The organism is Streptomyces sp. NBC_00370, from assembly GCF_036084755.1.
In the GTDB taxonomy this organism is placed as follows: domain Bacteria; phylum Actinomycetota; class Actinomycetes; order Streptomycetales; family Streptomycetaceae; genus Streptomyces.
Window position 1 is genome coordinate 4,245,557 of sequence record NZ_CP107968.1, and the last position, 24,172, is coordinate 4,269,728.

The following is a 24,172-nucleotide window of genomic DNA, read 5'->3' on the forward strand; positions in this document are numbered from 1 at the left end:
CACTCCTCAGTACGCGAGCGAGCGGTCGACGGCGTCGAGCACCCGGTCCAGGCCCGGGAGGTACTCGTCCTCCAGGCGGGCCGGCGGGTACGGCGCGTGGAAGCCGCCGACCCGCAGGACGGGGGCCTCCAGATGGTAGAAGCACCGCTCGGTGATCCGGGCGGCGATCTCCGCGCCCGAGCCGTAGAAGACGGGCGCCTCGTGCACCACGACCAGCCGGCGGGTCTTCTCGACCGACGTCTGGATGGTGTCGAAGTCGATCGGGGACATCGACCGCAGGTCGACGACCTCCAGCGACCTGCCTTCCTCGGCCGCCGCTGCCGCCGCCTCCAGGCAGACCTTCACCATCGGGCCGTAGGCGGCCAGCGTGAGGTCGGTGCCGGTCTGCGCGACGCGTGCCTTGTGCAGCGGTCCCGGGATGGCCTCGGTGTCGACCTCGCCCTTGTCCCAGTAGCGCCGCTTCGGCTCGAAGAAGATCACCGGGTCGTCGCTCTGGATGGCCTGCTGCATCATCCAGTACGCGTCGGCCGGCGTGGAGGGCGAGACGACCTTCAACCCGGCGACGTGCGCGAACAGCGCCTCGGGCGACTCGCTGTGGTGCTCGACGGCGCCGATGCCGCCGCCGTACGGGATACGGATGACGACCGGCATCTTGATCTTGCCGAGCGCGCGGGCGTGCATCTTGGCGAGCTGCGTGACGATCTGGTCGTACGCGGGGAAGACGAAGCCGTCGAACTGGATCTCGGCCACCGGGCGGTAGCCGCGCAGCGCGAGGCCGATCGCCGTGCCGATGATGCCGGACTCGGCGAGCGGGGTGTCGATGACCCGGTCCTCGCCGAAGTCCTTCAGCAGCCCGTCGGTGACCCGGAAGACGCCGCCGAGCTTGCCGACGTCCTCGCCCATGATCAGGACCTTGGGGTCGGTGTCGAGCGCGTGCCGCAGCGATTCGTTGATCGCCTTCGCGATGGGAAGCTTCTGGATCGTCATGGCTACTTGCCCTCCCCCGCGTCCTCGAACGACGCCTGGTAGGCGGCGAACTGGGCCCGCTCCTCGTCCACGAGCGAGTGCCCGTCCGCATAGACATGATCGAAGATCGCCAGGTGCTCGGGGTCCGGCATCTGCCGCACCGCGTCACGCACCCGCTTGCCGAGCGTCTCGCTCTCCTCCTCCAGCGCGGCGAAGAACGCCTCGTCGGCGTCGCCCGTCCGCTCCAGATACCTGCGCAGCCGCAGGATCGGGTCCTTGGCCTGCCAGGACTCCGTCTCCTCGTCGGCGCGGTACTTCGTCGGGTCGTCGGAGGTGGTGTGCGCGCCCATCCGGTACGTGAACGCCTCGACCAGCGTCGGACCCTCGCCCGCGCGGGCCCGCTCCAGCGCCCAGCGGGTCACGGCGAGACAGGCCAGGACGTCGTTGCCGTCGACCCGTACGCCGGGGAAGCCGAAGCCCTGTGCGCGCTGGTAGAGCGGCACCCGGGTCTGCTTCTCCGTACGCTCGGAGATCGCCCACTGGTTGTTCTGGCAGAAGAAGACCACCGGCGCGTTGTAGACGGCGCCGAAGGTGAACGACTCCGCCACGTCGCCCTGGCTCGAAGCGCCGTCGCCGAAGTAGGCGATCACGGCCGAGTCGGCGCCGTCCTTGGCGACGCCCATGGCGTAGCCGACGGCGTGCAGGGTCTGCGAGCCGATGACGATCGTGTACAGGTGGAAGTTGTTGGTGTTGGGGTCCCAGCCGCCGTGGTTCACGCCGCGGAACATGCCCAGCAGGTTCGTCGGGTCGACCCCCCGGCACCAGGCGACGCCGTGCTCCCGGTAGGTCGGGAAAACGTAGTCGTCGTCGCGCAGCGCGCGTCCCGAGCCGATCTGGGCGGCCTCCTGGCCGAGCAGCGAGGCCCACAGGCCCAGCTCGCCCTGGCGCTGGAGCGCGGTGGCCTCCGCGTCGAAGCGCCTGGTCAGGACCATGTCCCGGTACAGGCCGCGGAGGGATTCGGGGGTGAGGTCGGCGACGTAGCCCTCGTATTCGGGGTTCTCGACCCGCTCGCCCTCGGTGCTGAGGAGCTGGACGAGCTGGGGCTCGGTGCTCCCCTGCTGCGCCGGTGGCGTCTTCTTCGCTGCGGCGCTGCTACTGGTGCGCTTGGCGCCGCTGCTGCGGCGCGGTTTACGCGCGGCAGTGCTCTCCACGGTCACGTGCGTGCTCCTCCGTCTGTCCGGCTCCCGGGATCCGCCGGGTACCAGTGCGGTCGCTTGCTCCTTCGTGCGCACGGGGTGGGTGCGACCGGTCGGAACAGGCGTGACAGGTGCCCCGGCGAGCGCCTTGTCACAGGCACGTTACCCAGTGGGCCGCATTCCTGCGAAACCCCCTTTGACCTGCGATTTTGCTTGGATTTCCAAGTAAATCGAAAAAGTCGGGAACAACCACTGGTCACAGCCTTGCAGGCCGTCGGGACAACGGCACGTTATCCCGCCCGTCTGCGGCAGGGAAGAGGCGAGTGTGTGAGACTGCGAAGGTGGATGAAAAGGGAAAAATTACCGTATTCCTACTGGATGATCACGAAGTGGTCCGCCGGGGCGTCTACGAGCTGCTGTCCGTGGAGGACGACATCGAGGTCGTCGGCGAGGCAGGCACCGCCGCCGACGCGCTCGTCCGGATTCCGGCGACGCGCCCGGACGTGGCCGTGCTGGACGTACGGCTGCCGGACGGCAGCGGGGTCGAGGTCTGCCGGGAGATCCGCTCGCAGAACGAGGACATCCACTGCCTGATGCTCACCTCCTTCGCCGACGACGAGGCGCTCTTCGACGCGATCATGGCCGGGGCCTCGGGTTACGTGCTCAAGGCGATCCGGGGCAGCGAGCTGCTGACGGCGGTACGCGACGTGGCGGCGGGCCGCTCACTGCTGGACCCCGAGGCGACGGCGCGGGTGCTGGAGCGGCTGCGGGACGGCAACAACCCGAAGACCAACGACAAGCTGTCGGGCCTCACCGACCAGGAGCGCAAGATCCTCGATCTGATCGGCGAGGGCATGACGAACCGGGCCATCGGCGAACAGCTGCATCTGGCGGAGAAGACGATCAAGAACTACGTCTCCAGCCTGCTCTCCAAACTGGGCATGGAGCGGCGCTCGCAGGCGGCCGCCTACGTGGCCAGACTCCAGGCCGAGCAGCGCTGAACGGGCCGTTCGGCGGCGGGGCAGGGACCGCCGGAAGGCCGAGCAGCACGCCGGGTCAGGGACCAACGTCCCGGGTGATCCGGGGCCGTCTCCCCTGTTGGCGGGCGTTTCGGTGACGGACAGTGGAGAACATGCCCACCGATGATGACCGCGCCCTCCAACTGCTGACCAGCGTCCCCTTCGGCCGTGTCACGACGAGCATGCGGGCCATGCCGTTCGTGGCCCCGGCCCGGCATTTCGTCGGCGCCGACTCGGTGGTGCTGCGCATGCACAAGGGGCTCGGCTACCACCGGGCGTGCGGCGGCAGCGTCGTCACGTACTCCGCGGACAACTTCGGCTCGGGCGAGCGGAACCTCTGGTCCGTCCAGTGCACGGGGACGGCCCAGCTCACCGCGCCGACACCGCGCGAGACCGCGCTCTTCGAGGCCGAGCCGCAGCCGCTCCAGGTGGACAGCGAGCCGTTCGAGCCGGTCTATCTGCGACTGGTCCCGCAGTTCGTGATCGTACACACGCTCGATTACGCGGTTGAGCGACAGGTCCGACACGCAGCGTCAACTATCATCTGAAGAGTGCCGCGCTCATCTGACACTCTGACTCCTCTGGCGTTATCCGCCCCCGCTCTGGTCTTACCGGCCCCCGCCCCGCCGCCCGAAGCGCTGCCACCGGTCGGCGCGCTGCTGCGCCGCTACCCGGACGCCGGCGAGCCGATCTCCTGCGTACCCGTCGCCCAGGGCCTGCTGAACCGCGGCTACCGGCTCGCCACGACCCGGGGCGCCTACTTCCTCAAGCACCACCTGGACGGCGACCAGGAGGCCATCACGCGCCAGCACCGGGCCGTCCGGCGGCTCCAGACGCTCGGCGTGCCGGTCGCGCCGCCCGTCGAGAACGCGCGGGGCGAGACCGTCGCCGTGATCGGCGGCCGCTGCTACGCCCTGCACCCCTGGATCGAGGGCCGCCACCGCGACGGCGGCCAGCTGACCGCCTTCGCCTCGCACCGGCTGGGCGGTCTCCTCGGGCTCGTCCACGTCTGTCTTGAGCAGGTGATGGACGCGCGGCCCGCCGCCCTCGCGCACGACAGCGCCGACCCCGCGGACACCTCCGCCGTCATCGACGAGCTGATCGGCCTCGCCCGGGGCCGCGCCCGGCGCAACGCCTTCGACGAGCTGGCCCTGCACCGGCTCGCCGAGCGCCGCGCCCTGCTGGAGCGGCACGCGCACCGCAGGCCGCCGCCGGGGGCCGAGCCGGCCGCCGGGTGGGTGCACGGCGACTTCCACCCGCTGAACGTGCTCTACCGGGGCGCCGAGCCGGCCGCGATCGTCGACTGGGACCGGCTCGCGGTGCAGCCGCGCGCCGAGGAGGCCGTACGGGCAGCCGCCATCTTCTTCGTCCTGCCGACGGGCGCGCTGGAGCTGGCGAAGGTACGGGCGTACGCGCGGGCCTACCGGGGGGCGTCAGGCGCGGACGGCGCCGAACTGGCCGCCGCCGTGCACCGGGTGTGGTGGGAGCGGCTCAACGACTTCTGGATATTGCGCTGGCGCTATCTGCGGAACGACCGCAGGGCCGACCCGCAGTTCGCTGCGGTGTCGGCCCTGGCGGTCTGGTGGACCCGGGAGTACGAGGCGGTACGCGAGGCGTTCGCGGACTGAACGTCAGGCCCGGTCGTGGTTGCGGGTCTTGGTTGCGGGTCCGTGGTGCGGGTCCGTGGTGCGGGTTCTTGGTTGCGGTGGTTGCCGGGTGCCGTTCCGGGGAGGCGTCCTGCGCTGCATGATTTACGGCGCGTACTCCCGAGACGCGGAGCCACCGCCAAGATGCGCCACAAATCACGCTCTACGCTCCGGACACCACCCCTGCACGACCCCCTTCAGCCCCCGCCCCATCGGGACGGCAACACCCCGGCCCGCACAGCACCGCTCACCCGCGCTGACGCGGGCGGTGTGGCCGACCGCCGGGGGGAGGGGGCCGGGGCCGGAGGAGGGGGGTGTCCGGACGTAAAGCGAAGGAGCTCATGCGACAAGCAGTCCGGACACCCCCCTCCGCAGGACCCGGACACCGGCACGGACGACGACAACCGCAACCACCGGACCCGGCCGCCCCCGCCGGACGGCGACACCGCCGGACGGCGAACCGTCAGCCGCCGGTGACCTGGCCTACCGGGTCGCCGCCCGGGTCGCCTCCGTCGCCGGCGCCGCCGTCGTCGCCGCCGGCGTTGGTGCCCGGCGTGCCGCCGCCGTCGTCGCCGCCGCCGGTCGGCGGGTCGCTGACCGGGGGACCCGAGGGATCGCCGTCGGTGCCGCCCGCGTCCGTACCGCCGTCCGCCGACCCGGTGTTCGAAGCCGACGGATCGTCGGACGGCTTCGGCGAGTGGGAGGGCGCCGGGGCCTCGGGAGCGCTCGGGGTGTAGTCCGGCTGGTCGTTGTCGCCCGAGGTGTAGTCGGGGTCCGTGGACTGCTGGTCGCCCTCGTCGTCCGAAGGCGTCGGCTCAGCGGTGTCCTTCGTCTGCGAGACGGTCGCCGACGGCTTGTCGGAGGGGGTCTCCTTCTTGTTGTCGCCGCCGATGCTCTGCACCGCGTACGCCGCGCCCGCCACGATCGCGACCAGCGCGAGCGCGACGAACAGCCACATCTTGTTGCGCCCGCCGCCACCGCCCCTGCCGCCGTCGTACGCGTACGCCCCGTCCTCCGGATTGACCGGCGGCAGGAGCGGGCGCTGGGCGGTGTCGCTGTGCGGCGGGTGGCCCAGCGCCGCCGTCGTCGCCGTACCGCCCATGGCGCCGGCGCCGCCCAGCGCGTCCACAGGTCCGGTGTTCCAGGTGCCGGTGTGGCTGCCCTGCTGCTGGAGCATCTGCAGCCCGTACTGGACGAGGCCGCGCATCTCCTCGGCGCTCTGGAACCGGTCGTCGGGCTCCTTCGCGAGGGAGCGCATCACCAGACCGTCCAGCTCCGGCGGCGCCACGTCCGAGACCTCGGACGGCGGCACGGGCGCGTCCTGGACGTGCTGGTAGACGACGGAGAGCGGCGTCTCACCGATGAACGGGGGCCGCAGCGCGAGCAGTTCGTAGAGCAGGCAGCCCGTCGCGTACAGGTCGCTGCGGTGGTCGACGGCCTTGCCGAGCGCCTGCTCGGGGGACAGGTACTGCGGCGTGCCCATGACCATGCCGGTCTGGGTCATCGTCGACTGCACGCCGTGCAGGGCGCGCGCGATGCCGAAGTCCATCACCTTGACCGCGCCGGCGTCCGTGATGATCACGTTCGCCGGCTTGATGTCGCGGTGCACGATGCCGTGCTGGTGCGAGTACGCCAGCGCCTCCAGCACCCCGGAGACGATGATCAGCGCCTGCTCGGGCGGCGGCGCCTCGGCGTTGACCAGCAGGTCACGGATGGTGCGGCCCTCGACCAGCTCCATCACGATGTACGGGACGGTCTGGCCGCCCACGGTGTCCTCGCCGGAGTCGTAGACCGCGACCACCGCGTGGTGGTTGAGCCCGGCGACCGACTGGGCCTCGCGCGTGAAGCGGGCCTTGGAGACCGGGTCCTCGGCGAGATCGGAGCGGAGCAGCTTGACGGCGACGGTACGGCCGAGCCGTACGTCTTCGGCTGCGAACACCTCCGCCATGCCGCCGCGGCCCAGGCGGTAAGTCATCCGGTAGCGGCCGTCGCCGACCAGCCCGCCGACGCCCCAGGAGTCCGCAGCATCCGGCACGCCGCCGCCGCCTGCTTCGGGTTCGGGTGACATCAGTCCTCGCCGTCGTTTCTGTCCGCGTCTGTCGGCATGGGGGTTCTGTCCACATGCGCGGACCGCGGTGTTATCGGTATGTCCCAAGGGTGCTATGCCACGTCACGCTACAGCCTTCCGGTGACACGCCGGTCCGGCACTGAGACCGGTCATCAAACCCGGTGCCGTGGCAGGCATGCAAATTCCTTGAGGTTCTTGTAACGCTTCCGAGACGCTTGCTGTGCGTACGGTCACGGAACGGGCACCTCGCTTGACGTCTGAGGGGCCTGCGGCAGACTTGCCCTGTAAATAGGGGGATCTTCGCGCATCGTCGCGGCCTAGGGGGAAGCACAGTCATGAGTCAGGACGGCGCACACGGCCGCTACGCGGGCGGTTCGGTCGCGGGCGGCCGGTACCAGCTTCGTGACCTGCTCGGCGAAGGCGGCATGGCGTCCGTATATCTGGCGTACGACTCGGCGCTGGACCGGCAGGTCGCGATCAAGACCCTGCACACGGAGCTGGGCCGCGAGCAGTCGTTCCGCGAGCGGTTCCGGCGTGAGGCGCAGGCCGTCGCCAAACTGTCGCACACCAACATCGTCTCGGTCTTCGACACCGGAGAAGACGATCTGGGCGGCTCGCTGATGCCGTACATCGTCATGGAGTACGTGGAGGGGCAGCCTCTCGGCTCGGTCCTCCAGACGGACATCGCGCAGTACGGCGCGATGCCGGCCGACAAGGCGCTCAAGGTGACGGCCGACGTGCTCGCCGCGCTGGAGACCAGCCACGAGATGGGTCTGGTCCACCGCGACATCAAGCCGGGCAATGTGATGATCACCAAGCGCGGCGTGGTCAAGGTGATGGACTTCGGCATCGCGCGCGCCATGCAGTCGGGCGTCACGTCGATGACGCAGACCGGCATGGTCGTCGGCACCCCGCAGTACCTGTCGCCCGAACAGGCCCTGGGGCGCGGCGTGGACGCGCGCTCCGACCTGTACTCGGTCGGCATCATGCTCTTCCAGCTCCTCACGGGCCGGCTGCCGTTCGACGCGGACTCGCCGCTGGCGATCGCGTACGCGCACGTGCAGGAGGAGCCGGTCCCGCCGTCCAGCATCAACCGCACGGTCACCCCGGCGATGGACGCGCTCGTCGCGCGGGCGCTGAAGAAGAACCCGAACGAGCGTTTCCCGAGCGCGGAGGCGATGCGCGACGAGTGCATGCGCGTCCTGCCCTCGGGGCATCAGACCGGTGCGCCGGTGATCATCCAGGGCGCTCCGACGAACAGCGGGGCCGGGGTCGCCTCGGCGGTCTTCCCGCCGGTCGACCAGTCGCTGCAGGCGCCGCCGCCGCAGAGCCTGCAGACGCCGTACCCGCAGCAGCCGGGCCCGTACGGCGCGCCGACACCCCAGCCCCTGCACCAGCAGCCGATGCACCAGCCGGTGCAGGGCTACGGCTATCCGCATTCGGGCGGCTACCAGCTGCCGGGGCAGCAGACGCCGCCGCCGTACTCGATGTCGCCGCACCCGACGGCCACGGGCGGCACAGGCGGCCGCAAGCGGAACATGCCGGTGATCGTCGGTTCGATCGTGGTCGCGCTGGTGGTGATCGGCGGCGGGATCGCGCTGTCGATGCGGGCCGGCGGGGACGACGACAAGAACGCCACCGATGACAAGTCCTCGGCCCCAGTCGCCGGCCATCTGGGTCCCGACCGCAGCCGCACGATCGACAGCGACAAGTGCAAGGACCCGATCGAGGACGGCAGCGACCCCACGAAGGTGGAAGCCCCCGACCTGCGGTACAAGGACCTGCTCTCGGTCAAGGCGTGTCTGCGGGCCGCCGGCTGGACCTGGAAGGACCCGCAGGACGTCGTCGACACCGCCCAGTACCCGCAGGACGCGGTGATCAAGCAGTACCCGTCGGCCGGCTCCCCCATGGACGCCAAGGGCACCCAGTTCGAGCTGACGATCTCGTCGGGCAACCCGGAGTAGCCCGCCGAGCGCCCGAGATGCCGGGTGTGTAGTCACATGTGACGCTGAGTCGGTGACTTCACGGCTTCGAATCAGCGCCCGCTGGGTGCCGGCTGCGGCCTCTCTGCTGCTCGCCGTACCGCCCGTCGTCGCGCACGCCGAAGAGTCGCCGCCCCCGTCCCCCGACGCGGGTGCCTCGCTGGCCGGGCGGCCGGCGGGGGAGGGCCGTGAGCGGCCCGGCAGGACGACGGGGCCCGAGGTCTCCCGCCCCGAGGACACCCCTCCGGCCGACGCGTCCTCCTCGGCCGGGACGCCGTCCCCCTCGGCCCCGGTCACGCAGTCGGTCGCGCCCGTCGTGCCGCTTCCCGATGTCCCGCTGCCCGACGCGGCCCGCCGGCCGGACCCTCAAGCGGTGGGGAAGTCATCCGAACGGCCGGTGCCCGTGCTCACCCTGGGAGCCGGAATCACCCTGTTCGGCCTGGGTCTCGGCTTTCTCGGACTGCGACTGCGCCGCCGCTGACCGCGTCCGTCCCCCTTGAGTACTACCCGCACAGCTCCCTCTCAGGTCGCTTGCGGACGACGACATACTCGGTATACATACTGAGTATGTCGATTCGCCACGGGCTACTCGCCCTCCTGGAACGCGGTCCGCGCTACGGCTCCCAGCTGCGTACGGAGTTCGAGAGCCGCACGGGTGCCACCTGGCCGCTCAACGTCGGCCAGGTCTATACGACCCTCAGCCGGCTCGAACGGGACGGGATGGTCGAGCAGGACGGGGAGGACGGGTCGGGGCACGCGCTGTACGCGATCACCGACCCCGGACGCGCGGAGCTGAACTCCTGGTTCCGCACCCCCGTCGACCGCAGCAACCCGCCGCGTGACGAACTGGCGATCAAGCTCGCCATGGCGGTGGGCGCGCCCGGTGTCGATATCCGGGAGGTCATCCAGTCGCAGCGCCACCACACCGTCCAGGCGATGCAGGACTACACCCGGCTCAAGGCCCGCGCGCTCGGGACCGAACCGGTGAACCGGGACGAGGTGGCCTGGCTGCTCGTACTCGAACAGCTGATCTTCCAGACGGAGGCCGAGGCGAGGTGGCTCGACCACTGCGAAGCCCGGCTGGTGCGGCTCTCGATGCTGCCGGCCGACCAGGACGCCACGGCAGCCCCCGAGCCGGCCGCGCCGGTGACCGAGGCGGCCACCGGACAGCCGGCCGAGCAGCGCTGACCCGGGACTGGCCCCCGCGGCCGGTCCCGCCACCGACGACAACGCCATTCGCACGCCACACATACGCCACACGTACGCCCAAAGGGGGACCCCACATGCCTGCTCAGTCACAACAGCCCCAGCAGCCACAACAGCCGCATGAGTCACAGAGTTCGGCGGACGCGCGGAGCGCACAGCGTCCGGTGCTCCAGCTCCAGCAGCTGACCCGCGTCCACGGCAGCGGGGCCACCGAGGTGCACGCCCTGCGCGGCATCAACCTCGATGTCTTCCCCGGCGAACTCGTCGCCGTCATGGGTCCCTCGGGCTCCGGCAAGTCCACGCTGCTCACCATCGCCGGCGGACTCGACATGCCCACATCGGGCCGGGTGATCGTCGAGGACACGGACATCACCACCGCCGACCGCAAGACGATAGCGGCGCTGCGCCGCCGCAGCATCGGCTACGTCTTCCAGGACTACAACCTCATCCCCGCCCTCACGGCGGCCGAGAACATCGCCCTGCCGCGCGAACTGGACGGGGTCTCCGCGCGCAAGAGCCGGGTCGAAGCGCTCGCCTCACTCACCGAGATGGGGCTCGAAGCCCTGGCGGACCGGTTCCCCGACGAGATGTCGGGCGGCCAGCAGCAGCGGGTGGCCATCGCCCGCGCCCTCGTCGGTGACCGCCGGCTGGTGCTCGCCGACGAGCCGACCGGCGCCCTGGACTCCGAGACCGGCGAATCGGTGCTCGCCCTGCTGCGCAACCGCTGCGACGCGGGCGCGGCCGGCATCCTCGTCACACACGAACCGCGGTTCGCCGCCTGGGCGGACCGGGTGGTCTTCCTGCGGGACGGCGCCGTCGTCGACCAGACCATCCGCAGCGAGGCGGACTCCCTGCTCACCGGCCAGGCGGCCCAGCTGTGATGACCGGTTACCACTCCTGGCGTGCCGCGATCCGGATCGCCAGGCGCGACGCCTGGCGCTTCAAGGGACGCAGCTTCCTCGTCCTCGCCATGATCGCGCTGCCCATCCTCGGGGTGAGCGCCGCCGATCTGACGATCCGCAGCGCCGAACTGTCCACCGAGCAGAATCTGCAGCGGGAGATAGGCGCGGCCGACGCGCGGTTCACCGATCCCGATCTCGGCGGCACGCCCCTGCTCCAGTCCCCGAACGCCGAGCAGTACAGCCCGGTCGGCGACTTCGACGACAAGCCGTACCCCGACGGCCACGGCGACATACGCAAGGCCCTGCCGCCGGGCGCCAAGACCCTGACCGACACCGTCGGTTCGGCGAAGCTGCGCACCACCCACGGTCTGCTGTCCACCCAGGTGCGCGAGTTGACCACCACGGACCCGATGACCAAGGGCATCGCCCGGCTCACCAAAGGCCGGTTCCCCCGGAACATCAACGAGGTCGCGGCGACCACGCAGTTCCTGAAGAACAGCGGGCTGCACATCGGCTCGAAGGTCACCGCACGCGGGCTCGCCGTCGACTACCGCATCGTCGGTGCCTACGAACTGCCGAGCGATCTGAAGGCCGAACAGGTCAACGCCCTGCCCGGCGCGCTGCTCGCGCCGCTCGGAAAGGCCATCAAGGCGCAGGGACTCGAAGTCGGCTACCAGTCCTCCACACAGCTGGTCAGCGTGCCCGGTGGTTTCACGTGGAACATGGTGCAAAACACCAATAAAAGCGGCATAACGGTGCTCTCGCGAGCGGTCATGCTGCACCCGCCGGCCGACGCCGATGTCCCCCTGTTCCAGTCGAAGGACTGGAACAACTACCAGGAATCCTCCGCCGCCACGGAACAACTCGCCGCTGCCGCGACCGTCGTGGGCCTCGCGATGCTGGAAATCTGCCTGCTGGCAGGACCCGCCTTCGCCGTCGGCGCCCGGCGCTCGCGCCGGCAGCTCGGCCTCGTCGGCGCCAACGGCGGCGACCGCCGGCACATCCGGGCCATCGTGCTCTCCGGCGGCCTGGTCATCGGCGTGGCCTCGGCCGTCGTCGGTACGGTGCTGGGTGTCGGCCTGACCCTCGCCCTGCAGCCCGTCCTTGAGAACGTCCTGGGCCAGCGGTTCGGCAGCTTCAACGTCCGGCCGCTGGAACTGCTCGGCATCGCCCTGCTCGCCGTACTCACCGGTCTGCTGGCGGCGATCGTCCCGGCGGTCACCGCGTCCCGGCAGACCGTCCTGGCGTCCCTCACCGGCCGCCGCGGCGTCCGCAGGACCAGCAGGGTGCTCCCGACGCTCGGGCTGATCGCGTTCCTGCTGGGCGGGGCGCTCGCCCTGTACGGGTCGACGATGACCAAGCAGTACGCCGTCGTCGCCGGCGGCAGCGCCATCGCCGAGCTGGGTGTCGTCGCGCTGACCCCGGCTCTGGTGGGGCTGTTCGGCAAGGCGGGCCGCTGGATGTCGCTCTCCCCGCGGCTCGCGCTGCGCGACGCCGTACGCAACCGTGGCCGTACGGCGCCCGCCGTGGCCGCCGTACTCGCCGCCGTGGCCGGTACGGTCGCCGTGTCCACGTACGCGGCGAGCAGCGACGCCGAGAACAGGGCGGCGTACGAGCCGTCCCTGCCCAGGGGCGCCATCTCCATGATGATCACCGAGGACGCCGGCCGTGACGTGGCGACCGCACGCCAGGCGGTCGCGAAGACGACCCCGGTCGACGTGGAGGCGGACATCGCCCGCATCTCCGTCGGCAAGCCCGGCTGCTCCCCGTACAGCGACGCCGAAGGCTGCGGGCGCTACGAGGTCGTCGTCCCCCCGGCCAACAACTGCCCGCTCTGGGAGAACGACGCCAACGGCGAGACGCCCAAGTTCTCCAAGGCCGAGCGCCGCAAGCTCGCGGACGACCCGCGCTGCGTCCAGTCAACCGTGTACAGCGGCATCGACGGCGGTGTGGCGGTCGGTGACGCGAAGGTGCTCAGCGTCCTCGGCATCGACGATCCGGCGGCCGTCAAGGCGCTGGACGCGGGCCATGTGGTCTCGTTCAACAAGCTGAACCTCGGCAAGGACGGCAAGGCGGGCATCCGGCTGATCACCGACCCGACCGCCGCCGACGAGGCCAGTGCCAAGGGCGAGGACCCGCCGGGCACCGTCAAGAAGTTCACGACGCACCAGGTTCCCGCCGGCACGAACGCCTACGGCCTGGAGATGCTGATTCCGCCGGCCGCCGCCAAGGCGGCGGGAATCAGCACCGTGCCGCTCGGTGCCTACTTCTCGACCACCTCGATGCCGAGCAGCGCCCAGCAGCAGAAGCTGGACTCCGAACTCGCCAAGAGCGGCAGCTCCGTCGATCTCCAGGTCGAGAAGGGCTACGTCAGCAAGAACAGCATCGTGCTGCTGTCGCTGAGCATCTTCGCGGGTCTGGTCACCATCGGCGCCGCCGGCATCGCCACCGGCCTCGCCCAGGCCGACGCCGAGGCCGATCTGAAGACGCTCGCAGCCGTCGGAGCGCCCTCCCGGGTCCGCAGGACGCTCAGCGGCTTCCAGTGCGGGGTGGTGGCCGCGATGGGGGTGCTGCTCGGCACGGCGTCCGGGGTGCTGCCTGCGATAGGGCTGCGGCTGACCGAGAAACGGTCCGCGCTGGCCAACTACCAGGAGTCCATCGACGCGGGGTCGGGCAGGATGCCCGTGCCGCACATCCCGATCGTCATCCCCTGGGAGACGCTGGGGCTGCTCCTGATCGCCGTCCCGCTGGGCGCCGCGGTACTGGCGGCGCTGGTGACCCGCTCGCGCGGGGCGCTGTCCCGCAGGGCCGCGACGTAACGGAGGCGGACACGCGGACGGCCCGGCACACCGCGAGGTGCGCCGGGCCGTCGTCGTACGAGTCCGCTCGTGTACGGATACCGCTCGCTTACAGGTACGGGCCCGAGCGGAGCGCGCCGTGGCCGCTCTGGTCTTCGTCGTCCTCGGGGATCGAGCCCGGCGGCAGTGCCCGCCGCATCTGCTCCAGCTGCGCCCTGGCCGCCATCTGCTGGGCGAACAGCGCCGTCTGGATGCCGTGGAAGAGCCCTTCGAGCCAGCCCACGAGCTGAGCCTGTGCGATACGCAGCTCGGCCTCCGAGGGAATGGCCTCGTCGGTGAAGGGGAGCGACAACCGCTCCAGTTCCTCGACGAGTTCGGGGGCGAGCCCGTCCTCCAGCTCCTTCACCGAACCGGCGTGGATCTCCTTCAGCCGGACCCGGCTCGCCTCGTCCAGAGGGGCCGCCCGTACCTCCTCCAGCAGCTGTTTGATCATGCTGCCGATCCGCATGACCTTCGCCGGCTGCTCGACCATTTCCGTCACCGGGATCTCGCGCGGCTCGCTGTCGGCGTCGCCGCCGCCGAGCGCCATCCCGTCCTGTCCCACCACGAGCACGTGGGGGCTCTCCTGCGAACGTTCGTTCCTCGGCTTATCCATGTGCCCATTGTCTCGCACCTGCCGGACCCGGCGTGGTGTGCCCCCTCGCCGAAGGGGGCACACCACGTATTCGTCGCCGGATCCGGGCGTCAGCCCGCCACCAGCAGGATCTTGCCGATGTGCGAACCGGCCTCCAGGGCGCGATGGGCGCCCGCCGCGTCGGCCATGGGCAGCTTCTGGTCGATGATCGGCCGGACCTGCCCGTCGGCGATCAGCGGCCACACATGCTCCTGCACAGCGGCGATGATCGCCGCCTTCTCGCTCTCCGGGCGGGCGCGCAGCGAGGTCGCCGTGATGGCGGCCCGCTTGCCGAGGAGTGTGCCGAGGTTCAGCTCGGCCTTCATACCGCCCTGCATCCCGATCACGGCGAGCCGGCCGTTCACGGCCAGGGCCCGCACGTTCCGCTCCAGATACTTCGCGCCGACGATGTCGAGGATGACATCGGCGCCCGCGCCGTCCGTGGCCTTGCGGATCTCCTCGACGAAGTCCTGTTCGCGGTAGTCGATCAGGATGTCGGCGCCGAGTTCGGCGCAGCGCGCCAGCTTCTCAGGGCCGCCCGCGGTGACCGCGACCCGCGCGCCGACCGCCTTGGCCAGCTGGATCGCCATCGTGCCGATGCCGCTCGCGCCGCCGTGCACCAGCAGCGTCTCGCCGGGCCGCAGGTGGGAAATCATGAACACGTTCGACCACACGGTCGCGGCGACCTCGGGCAGCCCCGCCGCCGATGTCAGATCGAGTCCTGCGGGCACCGGCAGCAGCTGCCCCACCGGTACGGCGACCTTCTCGGCGTAACCGCCGCCGGCCAGCAGCGCGCACACCTCGTCCCCGACGGCCCAGCCGGCCACCCCCGGCCCGAGCGCGACGACCCGGCCCGCGCATTCGAGCCCCGGGTAGGGGGAGGCACCGGGCGGCGGCTCGTAGTGGCCCTGCCGCTGGAGCAGATCCGCCCGGTTGACGGCCGAGGCCGCCACCTCGACGAGTACCTCCCCCGGACCTGCCTCGGCATCCGGCACGGTGGACCACACCAGTACGTCGGGCCCACCCGGTTCGGTGATCGTGATTGCCTTCATACGCCCGAACGTACCCCGGCCGGTACCGCGCTCACCCGTTCCCGCCCGCACGAGGACCTCGCCGCAGCGGGCCCGTGGCCGGGCTACTAGTGTGAGATACGCCCTGATCGGCCAGCCGAGGAGCGGATTCGTGCGAGATATCGCTGTATTCAGCGGTAGTGCTCACCCTGCGTTGGCGGCGGAGGTGTGTGCGCATCTGGGGGTTCCGCTCAGTCCCACGCGGGTCAGCCGCTTCGCCAACGACTGTCTTGAGGTCCAGCTCCAGGCCAACTGCCGGGAGCGGGACGTCTTCATCATCCAGCCGCTGGTCACGCCGGTGCAGGAGAACCTTGTCGAGCTGCTGCTGATGTGCGACGCGGCGCGCGGCGCCTCGGCCGGCCGGATCACCGTCGTGATGCCGCACTACGCGTACGCCCGCTCGGACAAGAAGGACGCGCCGCGTATCTCCATCGGCGGCCGGCTGGTGGCCGATCTGCTGGTGACCTCGGGCGCCAGCAGGGTGCTGGCGATGACGCTGCACTCGCCGCAGGTGCACGGCTTCTTCTCGGTGCCCGTCGACCATCTGCACGCACTGCGTGAGCTGGCCGACCACTTCCACGGCTACGACCTGTCGCGGACCACGGTCGTCTCGCCCGACCTGGGCAACGCCAAGGAGGCGGCCACGTTCGCGCGCATGCTGGGGGCGCAGGTCGCGGCCGGCGCCAAACAGCGGTTCGCCGACGACCGGGTCTCCATCAGCACCGTGATCGGTGACATCACCGACCGGGACGTGATCGTCCTGGACGACGAGATCGCCAAGGGCAGTACCGTCCTGGAACTCCTCGACCGGCTGCGCGAGCGGGGCCCGCGCTCCATCCGGGTGGCCTGTACGCACGGGCTGTTCGCCGCGGGCGCGCTGAAGCGGCTGTCCGAGCAGCCGGACGTGCTGGAGATCGTCTGCACCAACACCGTGCCGATACCGATCGAGGAGCACACGGAGAAGCTGCGGGTCCTGTCGATCGCCCCGGCGCTGGCCGAGGCGGTACGGCGGATCCACAACGGCGAGTCGGTCAGCGCGCTGTTCGACGCCTCCTGACCGGCGGCGGCCCCTGCCGCCGCCTCGGGCCGGCTCAGCTCGTCGCGTCGGGCGTCACCGGGTTCTCCGCCCGCACGATGGTGATCAGCCGGTCGGTCAGCTGGAGCGGGCTCGCCTGCGGGTCGTCGTAGCCCATCAGCCGGTGGCCGCGCAGCACGCTCACCACCAGATCGTCCGTCTCCCGTACCCCCAGGCCGACTTCGGCCTTTATCACCGGGCGCTCCACGAGGTCGAGGCCGCTGCCCTGCTGGATCAGGTCCTCCATCACCGAGCCCGCCGTGGGGCTGAGGACGGACATGCCGAGCAGCCGTCCTGCCGCGCTGGCACTGGTGATCACGGCATCGGCGCCCGACTGGCGCAGCAGCGGCGCGTTCTCCTCCTCGCGCACCGCGGCGACGATCTTGGCGGGGCGGTTGAGCTGGCGCGCGGTCAGCGTGACCAGGACGGCCGTGTCGTCGCGCTGGGTCGCGATGACGATCTGCCGGGCCCGCTGCACCTCGGCCCGCAGCAGTACCTCGCTGCGGGTCGCGTCACCGACGACTCCGACGAATCCTTCGGCGTTGGCCGCCTCGATCACCTTGACCGAGGGGTCGACGACCACGATCTGGTCCTTCTTGAGGCCCGTGGCACACAGGGTCTGCATCGCCGACCGGCCCTTCGTACCGAAGCCGACGATGACGGTGTGATCACGCAAGTTGGACCTCCAGCGGTTCAGCCGCCATTCCTCCCGGGTGCGCTCCGTGAGGACCTCAAGGGTCGTACCGACCAGGATGATGAGAAAGAGCACCCGCAGCGGGGTCACCAGCAGCACATTGACCAGCCGCGCCGAGTCGCTGTACGGGACGATGTCGCCGTAGCCCGTGGTGGAGAGCGTGACGGTCGCGTAGTAGACGGCGTCGAGGAAGTCGACGTTGTTGTCGGAGTTGTCGTGGTAGCCGCTGTTGTCGATCCAGACGATGAAGACCGTCACGAACAGGACCGCCAGTGCCATCACCAGCCGTCGGGTGACCTGGACCAGCGGCCTGTTGATCTGGCGGCGGGGCAGTTCGACCCGGGCGGTGACCAGATGCTCGTCCGCGTTCCGCGCCATCGCGTCATGGCCGGGAAGTTTCACGTGAAACACCCGCCCTCGACTGCGGCCGTCCAGGGCAAATCAAGAACCTCCAGCTCGGCGCCCGGCAGCGCGCCGCCCGGCGGAACAACGGCGAGACCGTCCGCGGCGGCGATACCGCGCAGCATCGCCGGACCGCTGAAGTGCAGGGGTACGAGCCGCTCGGCCCGGTGGACGAAGGGTACAAGGCGCGTGTCGGACGGATGCCCCGGGATCTCGTCCCGAACCGGCACCCGGTACGGCTGCGGTGTCCGCCGTCCCGCCAGGGCGCGCAGCAGCGGCTCGGCGAGGGTGAGCAGCCCGGAGACGGCGGCGAGCGGATTGCCCGGCAGTCCCACCAGATGGCGTCCGGGGGCCAGTCCGGCGAGCAGCATGGGGTGGCCGGGCCGGACCGTGACGCCGTCCACCAGCAGTTCGGCGCCCGCCTTGTGGAGCACGGGATGCACATGGTCGACGGGCCCTGACGCCGTACCGCCGGTGGTGATGACGAGATCGGCGGTGGAGCGCGTGACCGCGCGGTACAGGGCGCCCGCGTCGTCGGCGATCCGGCGGGTGGCGACGATCTCGGCGCCGAGGGTCCGCAGCCAGGGGCCGATCATCGGGCCGAGGGCGTCGCGGATGAGTCCGTCGTGCGGGCGGCCTTCGATGAGCAGTTCGTCGCCGAGGACCAGCACCTCGACGCGGGGCCGGGGGACGGTCAGCAGTTCGTCGTAGCCCGCCGCCGCGGCGAGACCCAGGACCGCCGGGGTCACCGGCGTTCCCGCGGGCAGCAGTTGGTCGCCGGAGCGGCACTCCTGGCCGCGCGGCCGGATGTCCTGACCCTGCACCACATCGCCTTGGGCGTGGAGATGGCCGTTGGCGTCCGTGCGGGCATGTTCGCTGCGGATGACGGCGGTCGCCTCGGGCGGGACCCGGGCGCCGGTGGCGATCCGTACCGCCAGGCCGTCGGGAAGCGGCTCGCACGCGCCGCGCCCGGCGAGGATGCCGTCGCGCCCGGTACGGCCCTCACGGCTGTCGTTGTCGCCGCCGAGGGGGCCGATCACCGACCAGGGGCCGGGACCCGAGACCGCCCAGCCGTCCATGGCGGAGGTGTCGAAGGACGGCAGGTCGGTGAGCGCGGCCAACGGCTCGGCAAGCACCTCCCCGATGGCCCGGTCGAGCGGCACCCGGCGGGCCCGCGCGTCCGGCGCGGCGCCCTGCCGGCCGGAGCGCTGCGCGACGGCGCGGGCCGCCGCCCAGGGGAGGGCGATACGCCGCTCCGGGTCGGAGCCGCTTCCGTCCCGTGATCGCCCTTCCGGTGGTCGCCTGCCGACCAGGGCCAGCGCCTCCTCGACCCCGTCCGTCTCGGGCCTGGCCGCGGCCCCCGTCCCGCGGTCCGGAGCGGTCATCCGGATTCGTCCCCCTTGGCGCCGTCGGCCCCCTCGCCCTCTTGCGCCCAGCGCAGCGCGAGCGCCGTCGCCTTACGGGCGGCCTCGGCGACCGCCTGCGGTCCGTCCCCGCTCGCCTGCCCCGCCGCGTAACCGACCAGAAAGGTCGTCAGCGGAGCGGCGGGCCGGGCGACGCCGTGCGCGGCGTCGCGGGCGAGGTCGAGCAGTACGCCCGTGTCGACGTCCAGCTCGATGCCGAGTTCGTCCTTGACTGCGGTGATCCATTCGTCCAGCACGGTCCCATGCTCCCTGATCCGGGCGCGGGCCGCCGAGATGTCCTCCCAGGTGTCGCAGTCGAACGAGGCCAGCGGTCCCGCTTCGACGCGTACCAGGTCAAGTTCGGGTGGAAGCAGGCGAAGTGGCAGCCCGGCGAGGCTGCCGTACTCGGTGTGCAGCAGCGCGATCTCGCGGCGCAGCGGCTCGGTGCGGTATGCGGCGACCAGCGGCTGGTCGCGGCCTTCGGCATCCGTCAGCAGCGCCGCCTCTGCGTCGCCCGCGGCGAGGGCACCGATCAGCCGATCCACGGTCGCCGTCCGGAGGAACGGGAGATCCGCCGAGAGCACCAGCACGGCCGGTGCCTCGACATGCCGTACGCCCGCTTCGAGCGCGGCGAGCGGACCGCCGCCCGGCGGCTCCTCACGGGCCCAGCTCACCGGCCGTACGGTGGGCCGTCTGCCGCCGACGACGACGGTACGGCCGGCGCCGGCGCAGGCGCCGAGCACCCGGTCGAGCAGTGCCCGGCCACCGACCCGTACCCCTGGCTTGTCGGCGCCGCCGAGCCGCTTGGCGGCCCCTCCGGCCAGCACGATGGCGTCATACGCGGTCATGACCGAAGTATGGTCCTGTCACAGCGTGCGCAGCAGCACCGCCGGTTGTTCGACGCAGTCCGCCACGAAGCGCAGGAAGCCGCCCGCCGTACCGCCGTCGCAGACGCGGTGGTCGAAGGTGAGCGAGAGCTGGACGACCTGACGGACCGCCAACTCGCCCTCGTGCACCCACGGTTTGGGGATGATCCGGCCGACCCCGAGCATCGCCGCCTCGGGGTGGTTGATGATCGGCGTCGAGCCGTCGACCCCGAACACGCCGTAGTTGTTCAGCGTGAACGTGCCGCCGGTGAGATCGGCCGGGGTCAGCGTGCCCGACCGGCCCGCCTCCGTCAGCCGTCCGAACTCGGCGCTCAGCGCGTCGGTGGAGCGGGTGTGCGCGTCACGGACGACGGGGACGACGAGGCCGCGCTCGGTCTGGGCGGCGAAGCCGAGATGCACCTCGGAGAACCGGACGATCTCCCCCGCCGCCATGTCCACCGACGAGTTGAGCTCCGGGTACCGGGCCAGCGCCGCCGTGCAAATCCGGGCGAGCAGCGCCAGGAGCGAGACCTTCGGACCGCCGGCCGCGTTCATGGCCGTACGGGCCGCCATCAGCTCCGTGGCGTCGGCGTCGACCCAGCAGGTCGCCTCGGGGATCTCCCGCCGGCTGCGGGAGAGCTTCTCGGCGACCGCGCCGCGCACCCCGCGCAGCGGGATCCGGACCTGGCCGGCCGCAGGGGCGGCCGGCTGCGGCGCCCGCGGCACCTCGGCGGCCCGGACGATCGCCTGCTCGACGTCGGAGCGCAGGATCAGTCCCTCGCGGCCCGAGCCGGTCAGCGCGCGCAGATCGAGCCCGTTCTGCCGGGCGAGCCGCCGCACGAGCGGCGAGATGACCGCGACGGGCCCCGAGGGCGCAGCGCCGACCGCCGTACCGTTCACGGCAGGCACGGACGCGGGCGGAGACGCGGGTGCGGGTGCGGGTGTGGGGCGCGCGGCGACGCGGCTCGCGGCGCCGATCGGCTCGCGGGTGACCCGGCGCCTGCGGGGGGCCGGTGCGCCCGTGCCGTATCCGACCAGCACATTGCCCGACGTGTCACCTTCGGCGTCGGGCGGCTCGGCGGCGGCGCCGTCCGGCGTGCCCACCGCCACCGTCATCAGGGCGGCGCCGACGGGCAGTTCACTGCCCTCCTCGCCGAACCGCGCCGTCACGACGCCGCCGTACGGGCAGGGCACCTCGACCGTCGCCTTGGCCGTCTCGACCTCGACCACCGGCTGGTCGACGGCGACGACATCGCCCACCGACACCAGCCAGCGCACGATCTCCGCCTCGGTCAGTCCCTCGCCGAGGTCGGGCAGCTTGAATTCGAACACCTGGGGCATCAGCTGTCCGCCTCCCACTGGAGCCGCGCGACCGCGTCCAGCACCCGGTCGACACCCGGCAGATGGTGTTTCTCCAGCATCGGCGGCGGATACGGGATGTCGAACCCCGCCACCCGCAGCACCGGCGCCTCCAGATGGTGGAAGCAGCGCTCGGTGACCCGGGCGGCGATCTCACCGCCGGGCCCGCCGAACCCGTTGGACTCGTGCACGACGACCGCCCGGCCCGTACGCCGTACGGACTCGGCGACCGTCTCGTCGTCGAACGGCACCAGCGAGCGCAGGTCGACGACCTCCAGGTCCCAGCCCTCGGCCCGAGCCGCCTCGGCGGCCTCCAGACAGACCGGGACGCTGGGCCCGTAGGTGATGAGGGTGGCGCTGCTGCCAGGACGCCGCACGACGGCCCGGCCGATCGGCTCGACCGCCGACGGCGCGTCCGGCGACCAGGACGCCTTCGACCAGTAGAGCCGCTTCGGCTCCAGGAAGACCACCGGATCGTCGGAGGCGATGGCGGCACGCAGCAGGCCGTACGCGTCGTCGACCGTCGCGGGCGTCACGACATGGAGCCCCGGAGTCGCCATGTAGTACGCCTCGGACGAGTCGCTGTGGTGCTCGACGCCGCCGATCCCGCCGCCGTAGGGCACCCGCACCGTGATCGGCAGCGGCATCGCGCCCCTGGTGCGGTTGCGCATCTTCGCCACATGGCTGATCAGCTGCTCGAACGACGGATAGGCGAAGGCGTCGAACTGCATCTCCACGACGGGCCGCAGCCCGTACATCGCCATCCCGACGGCCGTCCCCAGGATGCCCGCCTCGGCGAGCGGGGTGTCCGTGCAGCGGTCGTCGCCGAACTCGGCGGCGAGACCGTCGGTGATCCGGAAGACCCCGCCGAGGGTGCCCACGTCCTCACCGAGGACATGCACGGACGGGTCGTCGGCCATCGCGTCGCGCAGGGCGCGCTGCAGCGCCTGCGCCATCGTGGCGGGCTTCAGCGCCGGCTTTACCGCTGCCGTGGTCATCGCGGCTCACCCGCGGCGTCCAGCTCGGCGCGCAGCATCTCGGCCTGCTCGCGGAGCTGGCTGGTCTGCTCGGCGTAGACATGTGCGAAGAGGTCCATCGGGTCCAGCACCGGATCGGCGTTCATCCGCTCGCGCAGCCCCGCCGCCATCTCGTCGGCGGCCTGCGCCGCCTTGCCCGCACCTTCGTCGTCGAGCACTCCGCGCTCCCTCAGCTCTCGTTCGAGCAGCCGGACCGGATCGTGCGCGCGCCAGGCCGCCACCTCGCTGTCGTCGCGGTAGCGCGTCGCGTCGTCGGCGTTCGTGTGCGCCTCCATGCGGTACGTGACGGCCTCGACCAGGGTCGGTCCGCCGCCGCGCCTGGCGCGCTCCACGGCCTCGCCGAGCACCGTGTGCACCGCCAGTACGTCGTTCCCGTCGACCAGCCTGCCCGGCATCCCGTACCCGACGGCCTTGTGGGCCAGGGAGGGCGCCGCGGTCTGCTTGGCGAGCGGTACGGAGATCGCGAAGCCGTTGTTCTGGACGAGGAAGACGACCGGCGCCTGCCATACGGCGGCGAAGTTCATCGCCTCGTGGAAGTCGCCCTCGCTGGTCCCGCCGTCGCCGACGAGGGCGAGCGCGACCACGTCGTCGCCCTTGAGCCGGGCGGCGTGCGCGAGGCCCACGGCATGCGGGAGCTGGGTGGCGAGCGGCGTCGACAGCGGGGCGACGCGGTGCTCGTACGGGTCGTAGCCGGTGTGCCGGTCGCCGCGCAGCAGGGAGAGCACCTCGACGGGGTCGAGGCCGCGGGCCACCGCCGCCAGCGAGTCGCGGTAGCTGGGGAAGAGCCAGTCCTGCTCGCGCAGGACCTGCGCGGCGGCGATCTCGCAGGCCTCCTGGCCGGTGCTCGACGGGTAGACGGCGAGCCTGCCCTGCTTGGTCAGGGCCGTGGCCTGCGCGTTGAACCTGCGGCCGCGCACCAGCTCGCCGTAGAGGCGCAGCAGCAGCGCGGGATCGGCCGCTGCGGCGGCCGGCGTGCCCAGCACGCGGTACGGCTCGGTGTCCGGCAGCAGCGGCGCGGCGGCGGTACGGGGCTGCCACGCCGGGGGCGGGGTGGGCCGGCGGGACGCGGCAGTGGCGGGCGGTTCCTGGACCGGCGTACTGCTCTTCTTCACGCGTGCACCTCCTCTTGGGAGTGGGCGAGGGCAGTGCCGGGATGTGGCACGTCTCACCTACCGATTGTTCGGTCGCGGGCGCATTTTGGCTACATGGGCCGCCAGCCTGTGGACAAACGGTTCTGCACAGCTTGGGATGGACACAGGGCGTCCACGGCGGAGAGGCAGGGGGACATGGCAGCTGAACAAATGGCCGAAGGCGACGGCGGGGCACGCGGCGAAAGAGCCGAGCCGGCGCAGCCGCCGCGCCCGCTGGACGACATCGACCGCGACATCCTGCGCATCCTGCAGACGGACGGGCGCGCCTCGATACGGTCCGTCGCCGAGCGCGTCCACGTCTCGCGCGCCAACGCGTACGCCCGGATCAACCGGCTGCTCGACGACGGCGTGATCAGCAGCTTCAGCGCCCGGATCAACCATGAGCGGGCGGGTCAGGGCGCCTCGGCCTACATCACCCTGAAGATCGTCCAGAATTCCTGGCGCACGGTGCGCGAACAGCTCCAGGAGCTGCCGGGCGCCGCGCACATCGCGCTGGTCAGCGGCGACTTCGACGTCCTGCTGCTGGTGCACACCCCGGACAACCGAACCCTGCGCGAGCTGGTCCTGACCCGGCTGCAGTCCATGCCGGAAGTGCTCTCGACCCGCACGCTGCTGGTCTTCGAGGAGACGGACCTGGACCCGGGTCCCGCGCTCTGACC

General features: G+C 71.4%; 21 protein-coding genes. 10 read left to right on the plus strand and 11 right to left on the minus strand.

Annotated elements, in window-relative coordinates:
- Positions 1–6 precede the first annotated feature (6 nt).
- Entirely contained in the window at positions 7–987 is a 981-nt protein-coding gene (locus OHS57_RS18870; protein WP_041987543.1) for an alpha-ketoacid dehydrogenase subunit beta, read from the minus strand.
- A 2-nt stretch (positions 988–989) separates the two neighbouring features.
- Positions 990–2,183, minus strand: a complete 1,194-nt coding sequence (gene pdhA / locus OHS57_RS18875; protein ID WP_041987540.1) for a pyruvate dehydrogenase (acetyl-transferring) E1 component subunit alpha — start codon at positions 2,181–2,183, stop codon at positions 990–992.
- Between the two features lie 320 nt (positions 2,184–2,503).
- On the opposite strand from pdhA (OHS57_RS18875), the gene OHS57_RS18880 reads away from it, so the two are divergent.
- From OHS57_RS18880 to OHS57_RS18890, 3 genes are all read left to right on the plus strand, one after another.
- Positions 2,504–3,163 (plus strand): response regulator, encoded by a 660-nt coding sequence (locus tag OHS57_RS18880; RefSeq protein ID WP_041987537.1) that lies wholly within the window; start codon positions 2,504–2,506, stop codon positions 3,161–3,163.
- Positions 3,164–3,294: 131 nt separating this feature from the next.
- The gene (locus OHS57_RS18885; RefSeq protein ID WP_328582755.1) at positions 3,295–3,729 is read left to right on the plus strand and encodes a pyridoxamine 5'-phosphate oxidase family protein; all 435 of its coding nucleotides are present in this window, start codon (positions 3,295–3,297) and stop codon (positions 3,727–3,729) included.
- A 54-nt stretch (positions 3,730–3,783) separates the two neighbouring features.
- Complete coding sequence (locus OHS57_RS18890) at positions 3,784–4,809, plus strand: phosphotransferase (protein ID WP_328585104.1); 1,026 nt, start codon at positions 3,784–3,786, stop codon at positions 4,807–4,809.
- Between the two features lie 481 nt (positions 4,810–5,290).
- On the opposite strand, the gene OHS57_RS18895 is transcribed toward OHS57_RS18890, so the two are convergent.
- Positions 5,291–6,895, minus strand: a complete 1,605-nt coding sequence (locus tag OHS57_RS18895; RefSeq protein WP_328582756.1) for a protein kinase domain-containing protein — start codon at positions 6,893–6,895, stop codon at positions 5,291–5,293.
- Between the two features lie 335 nt (positions 6,896–7,230).
- Here OHS57_RS18895 and OHS57_RS18900 point away from each other — a divergent pair, with 335 nt between their 5' ends.
- The 5 genes from OHS57_RS18900 (at position 7,231) to OHS57_RS18920 (ending at position 13,804) form a co-directional block, all read left to right on the plus strand.
- The gene (locus OHS57_RS18900; RefSeq protein WP_328582757.1) at positions 7,231–8,859 is read left to right on the plus strand and encodes a protein kinase domain-containing protein; all 1,629 of its coding nucleotides are present in this window, start codon (positions 7,231–7,233) and stop codon (positions 8,857–8,859) included.
- Between the two features lie 52 nt (positions 8,860–8,911).
- Positions 8,912–9,358 (plus strand): hypothetical protein, encoded by a 447-nt coding sequence (locus tag OHS57_RS18905; RefSeq protein WP_328582758.1) that lies wholly within the window; start codon positions 8,912–8,914, stop codon positions 9,356–9,358.
- Positions 9,359–9,444: 86 nt separating this feature from the next.
- A complete protein-coding gene (locus tag OHS57_RS18910) occupies positions 9,445–10,065 on the plus strand; it encodes a PadR family transcriptional regulator (protein ID WP_328582759.1) in 621 nt (206 codons plus the stop codon).
- 95 nt (positions 10,066–10,160) lie between these two features.
- A complete protein-coding gene (locus OHS57_RS18915; RefSeq protein ID WP_443042919.1) occupies positions 10,161–10,964 on the plus strand; it encodes an ABC transporter ATP-binding protein in 804 nt (267 codons plus the stop codon).
- A complete protein-coding gene (locus OHS57_RS18920; RefSeq protein WP_328582760.1) occupies positions 10,961–13,804 on the plus strand; it encodes an ABC transporter permease in 2,844 nt (947 codons plus the stop codon). Before OHS57_RS18915 ends, OHS57_RS18920 begins: the two co-directional genes overlap by 4 nt.
- Before the next feature lie 88 nt (positions 13,805–13,892).
- Here the strand turns inward: OHS57_RS18920 and OHS57_RS18925 are convergent, their stop codons facing one another.
- On the minus strand, positions 13,893–14,438 hold the full coding sequence (locus OHS57_RS18925) for a bacterial proteasome activator family protein (RefSeq protein ID WP_328582761.1): 546 nt from the start codon (positions 14,436–14,438) through the stop codon (positions 13,893–13,895).
- 89 nt (positions 14,439–14,527) lie between these two features.
- Positions 14,528–15,508 (minus strand): NAD(P)H-quinone oxidoreductase, encoded by a 981-nt coding sequence (locus tag OHS57_RS18930; protein WP_328582762.1) that lies wholly within the window; start codon positions 15,506–15,508, stop codon positions 14,528–14,530.
- Positions 15,509–15,638: 130 nt separating this feature from the next.
- Here OHS57_RS18930 and OHS57_RS18935 point away from each other — a divergent pair, with 130 nt between their 5' ends.
- Positions 15,639–16,583 carry a ribose-phosphate diphosphokinase gene (locus OHS57_RS18935; RefSeq protein WP_041987520.1) on the plus strand — a complete coding sequence of 315 codons (945 nt, stop codon included), beginning with the start codon at positions 15,639–15,641 and terminating at the stop codon, positions 16,581–16,583.
- A gap of 34 nt (positions 16,584–16,617) precedes the next feature.
- On the opposite strand, the gene OHS57_RS18940 is transcribed toward OHS57_RS18935, so the two are convergent.
- Genes OHS57_RS18940 through pdhA (OHS57_RS18965) form a run of 6 tightly spaced genes read right to left on the minus strand, consistent with a single transcriptional unit; the run spans position 16,618 to position 23,474 of the window.
- On the minus strand, positions 16,618–17,673 hold the full coding sequence (locus OHS57_RS18940; protein ID WP_041987517.1) for a potassium channel family protein: 1,056 nt from the start codon (positions 17,671–17,673) through the stop codon (positions 16,618–16,620).
- A 20-nt stretch (positions 17,674–17,693) separates the two neighbouring features.
- Positions 17,694–19,082: a molybdopterin molybdotransferase MoeA gene (locus tag OHS57_RS18945; RefSeq protein WP_328582763.1), complete on the minus strand. Its 1,389-nt coding sequence runs from the start codon at positions 19,080–19,082 to the stop codon at positions 17,694–17,696.
- Positions 19,079–19,948 (minus strand): NTP transferase domain-containing protein, encoded by an 870-nt coding sequence (locus OHS57_RS18950; RefSeq protein WP_328582764.1) that lies wholly within the window; start codon positions 19,946–19,948, stop codon positions 19,079–19,081. Before OHS57_RS18950 ends, OHS57_RS18945 begins: the two co-directional genes overlap by 4 nt.
- 18 nt (positions 19,949–19,966) lie before the next feature.
- Positions 19,967–21,307 (minus strand): dihydrolipoamide acetyltransferase family protein, encoded by a 1,341-nt coding sequence (locus tag OHS57_RS18955; protein ID WP_328582765.1) that lies wholly within the window; start codon positions 21,305–21,307, stop codon positions 19,967–19,969.
- Positions 21,307–22,323 carry an alpha-ketoacid dehydrogenase subunit beta gene (locus tag OHS57_RS18960; protein WP_041987509.1) on the minus strand — a complete coding sequence of 339 codons (1,017 nt, stop codon included), beginning with the start codon at positions 22,321–22,323 and terminating at the stop codon, positions 21,307–21,309. Before OHS57_RS18960 ends, OHS57_RS18955 begins: the two co-directional genes overlap by 1 nt.
- Positions 22,320–23,474, minus strand: coding sequence for a pyruvate dehydrogenase (acetyl-transferring) E1 component subunit alpha (gene pdhA, locus OHS57_RS18965; protein ID WP_328582766.1), 1,155 nt, complete (start codon positions 23,472–23,474; stop codon positions 22,320–22,322). The genes OHS57_RS18960 and pdhA (OHS57_RS18965) overlap by 4 nt, the downstream gene beginning before the upstream one ends.
- A 189-nt stretch (positions 23,475–23,663) precedes the next feature.
- Here pdhA (OHS57_RS18965) and OHS57_RS18970 point away from each other — a divergent pair, with 189 nt between their 5' ends.
- Positions 23,664–24,170, plus strand: a complete 507-nt coding sequence (locus OHS57_RS18970; protein WP_328585105.1) for an Lrp/AsnC family transcriptional regulator — start codon at positions 23,664–23,666, stop codon at positions 24,168–24,170.
- Positions 24,171–24,172: the final 2 nt, after the last annotated feature.

Bases quoted from the DNA above. Each gene is read 5' to 3' on its own strand.
- OHS57_RS18870 (WP_041987543.1), bottom strand. From the start codon at position 987: ATGACGATCCAGAAGCTTCCCATCGCGAAGGCGATCAACGAATCGCTG.
- OHS57_RS18885 (WP_328582755.1), top strand. From the start codon at position 3,295: ATGCCCACCGATGATGACCGCGCCCTCCAACTGCTGACCAGCGTCCCC.
- OHS57_RS18895 (WP_328582756.1), bottom strand. From the start codon at position 6,895: ATGTCACCCGAACCCGAAGCAGGCGGCGGCGGCGTGCCGGATGCTGCG.
- OHS57_RS18900 (WP_328582757.1), top strand. From the start codon at position 7,231: ATGAGTCAGGACGGCGCACACGGCCGCTACGCGGGCGGTTCGGTCGCG.
- OHS57_RS18910 (WP_328582759.1), top strand. From the start codon at position 9,445: ATGTCGATTCGCCACGGGCTACTCGCCCTCCTGGAACGCGGTCCGCGC.
- OHS57_RS18915 (WP_443042919.1), top strand. From the start codon at position 10,161: ATGCCTGCTCAGTCACAACAGCCCCAGCAGCCACAACAGCCGCATGAG.
- OHS57_RS18925 (WP_328582761.1), bottom strand. From the start codon at position 14,438: ATGGATAAGCCGAGGAACGAACGTTCGCAGGAGAGCCCCCACGTGCTC.
- OHS57_RS18930 (WP_328582762.1), bottom strand. From the start codon at position 15,508: ATGAAGGCAATCACGATCACCGAACCGGGTGGGCCCGACGTACTGGTG.
- OHS57_RS18940 (WP_041987517.1), bottom strand. From the start codon at position 17,673: ATGGCGCGGAACGCGGACGAGCATCTGGTCACCGCCCGGGTCGAACTG.
- OHS57_RS18945 (WP_328582763.1), bottom strand. From the start codon at position 19,082: ATGACCGCTCCGGACCGCGGGACGGGGGCCGCGGCCAGGCCCGAGACG.
- OHS57_RS18950 (WP_328582764.1), bottom strand. From the start codon at position 19,948: ATGACCGCGTATGACGCCATCGTGCTGGCCGGAGGGGCCGCCAAGCGG.
- OHS57_RS18955 (WP_328582765.1), bottom strand. From the start codon at position 21,307: ATGCCCCAGGTGTTCGAATTCAAGCTGCCCGACCTCGGCGAGGGACTG.
- OHS57_RS18960 (WP_041987509.1), bottom strand. From the start codon at position 22,323: ATGACCACGGCAGCGGTAAAGCCGGCGCTGAAGCCCGCCACGATGGCG.
- OHS57_RS18970 (WP_328585105.1), top strand. From the start codon at position 23,664: ATGGCCGAAGGCGACGGCGGGGCACGCGGCGAAAGAGCCGAGCCGGCG.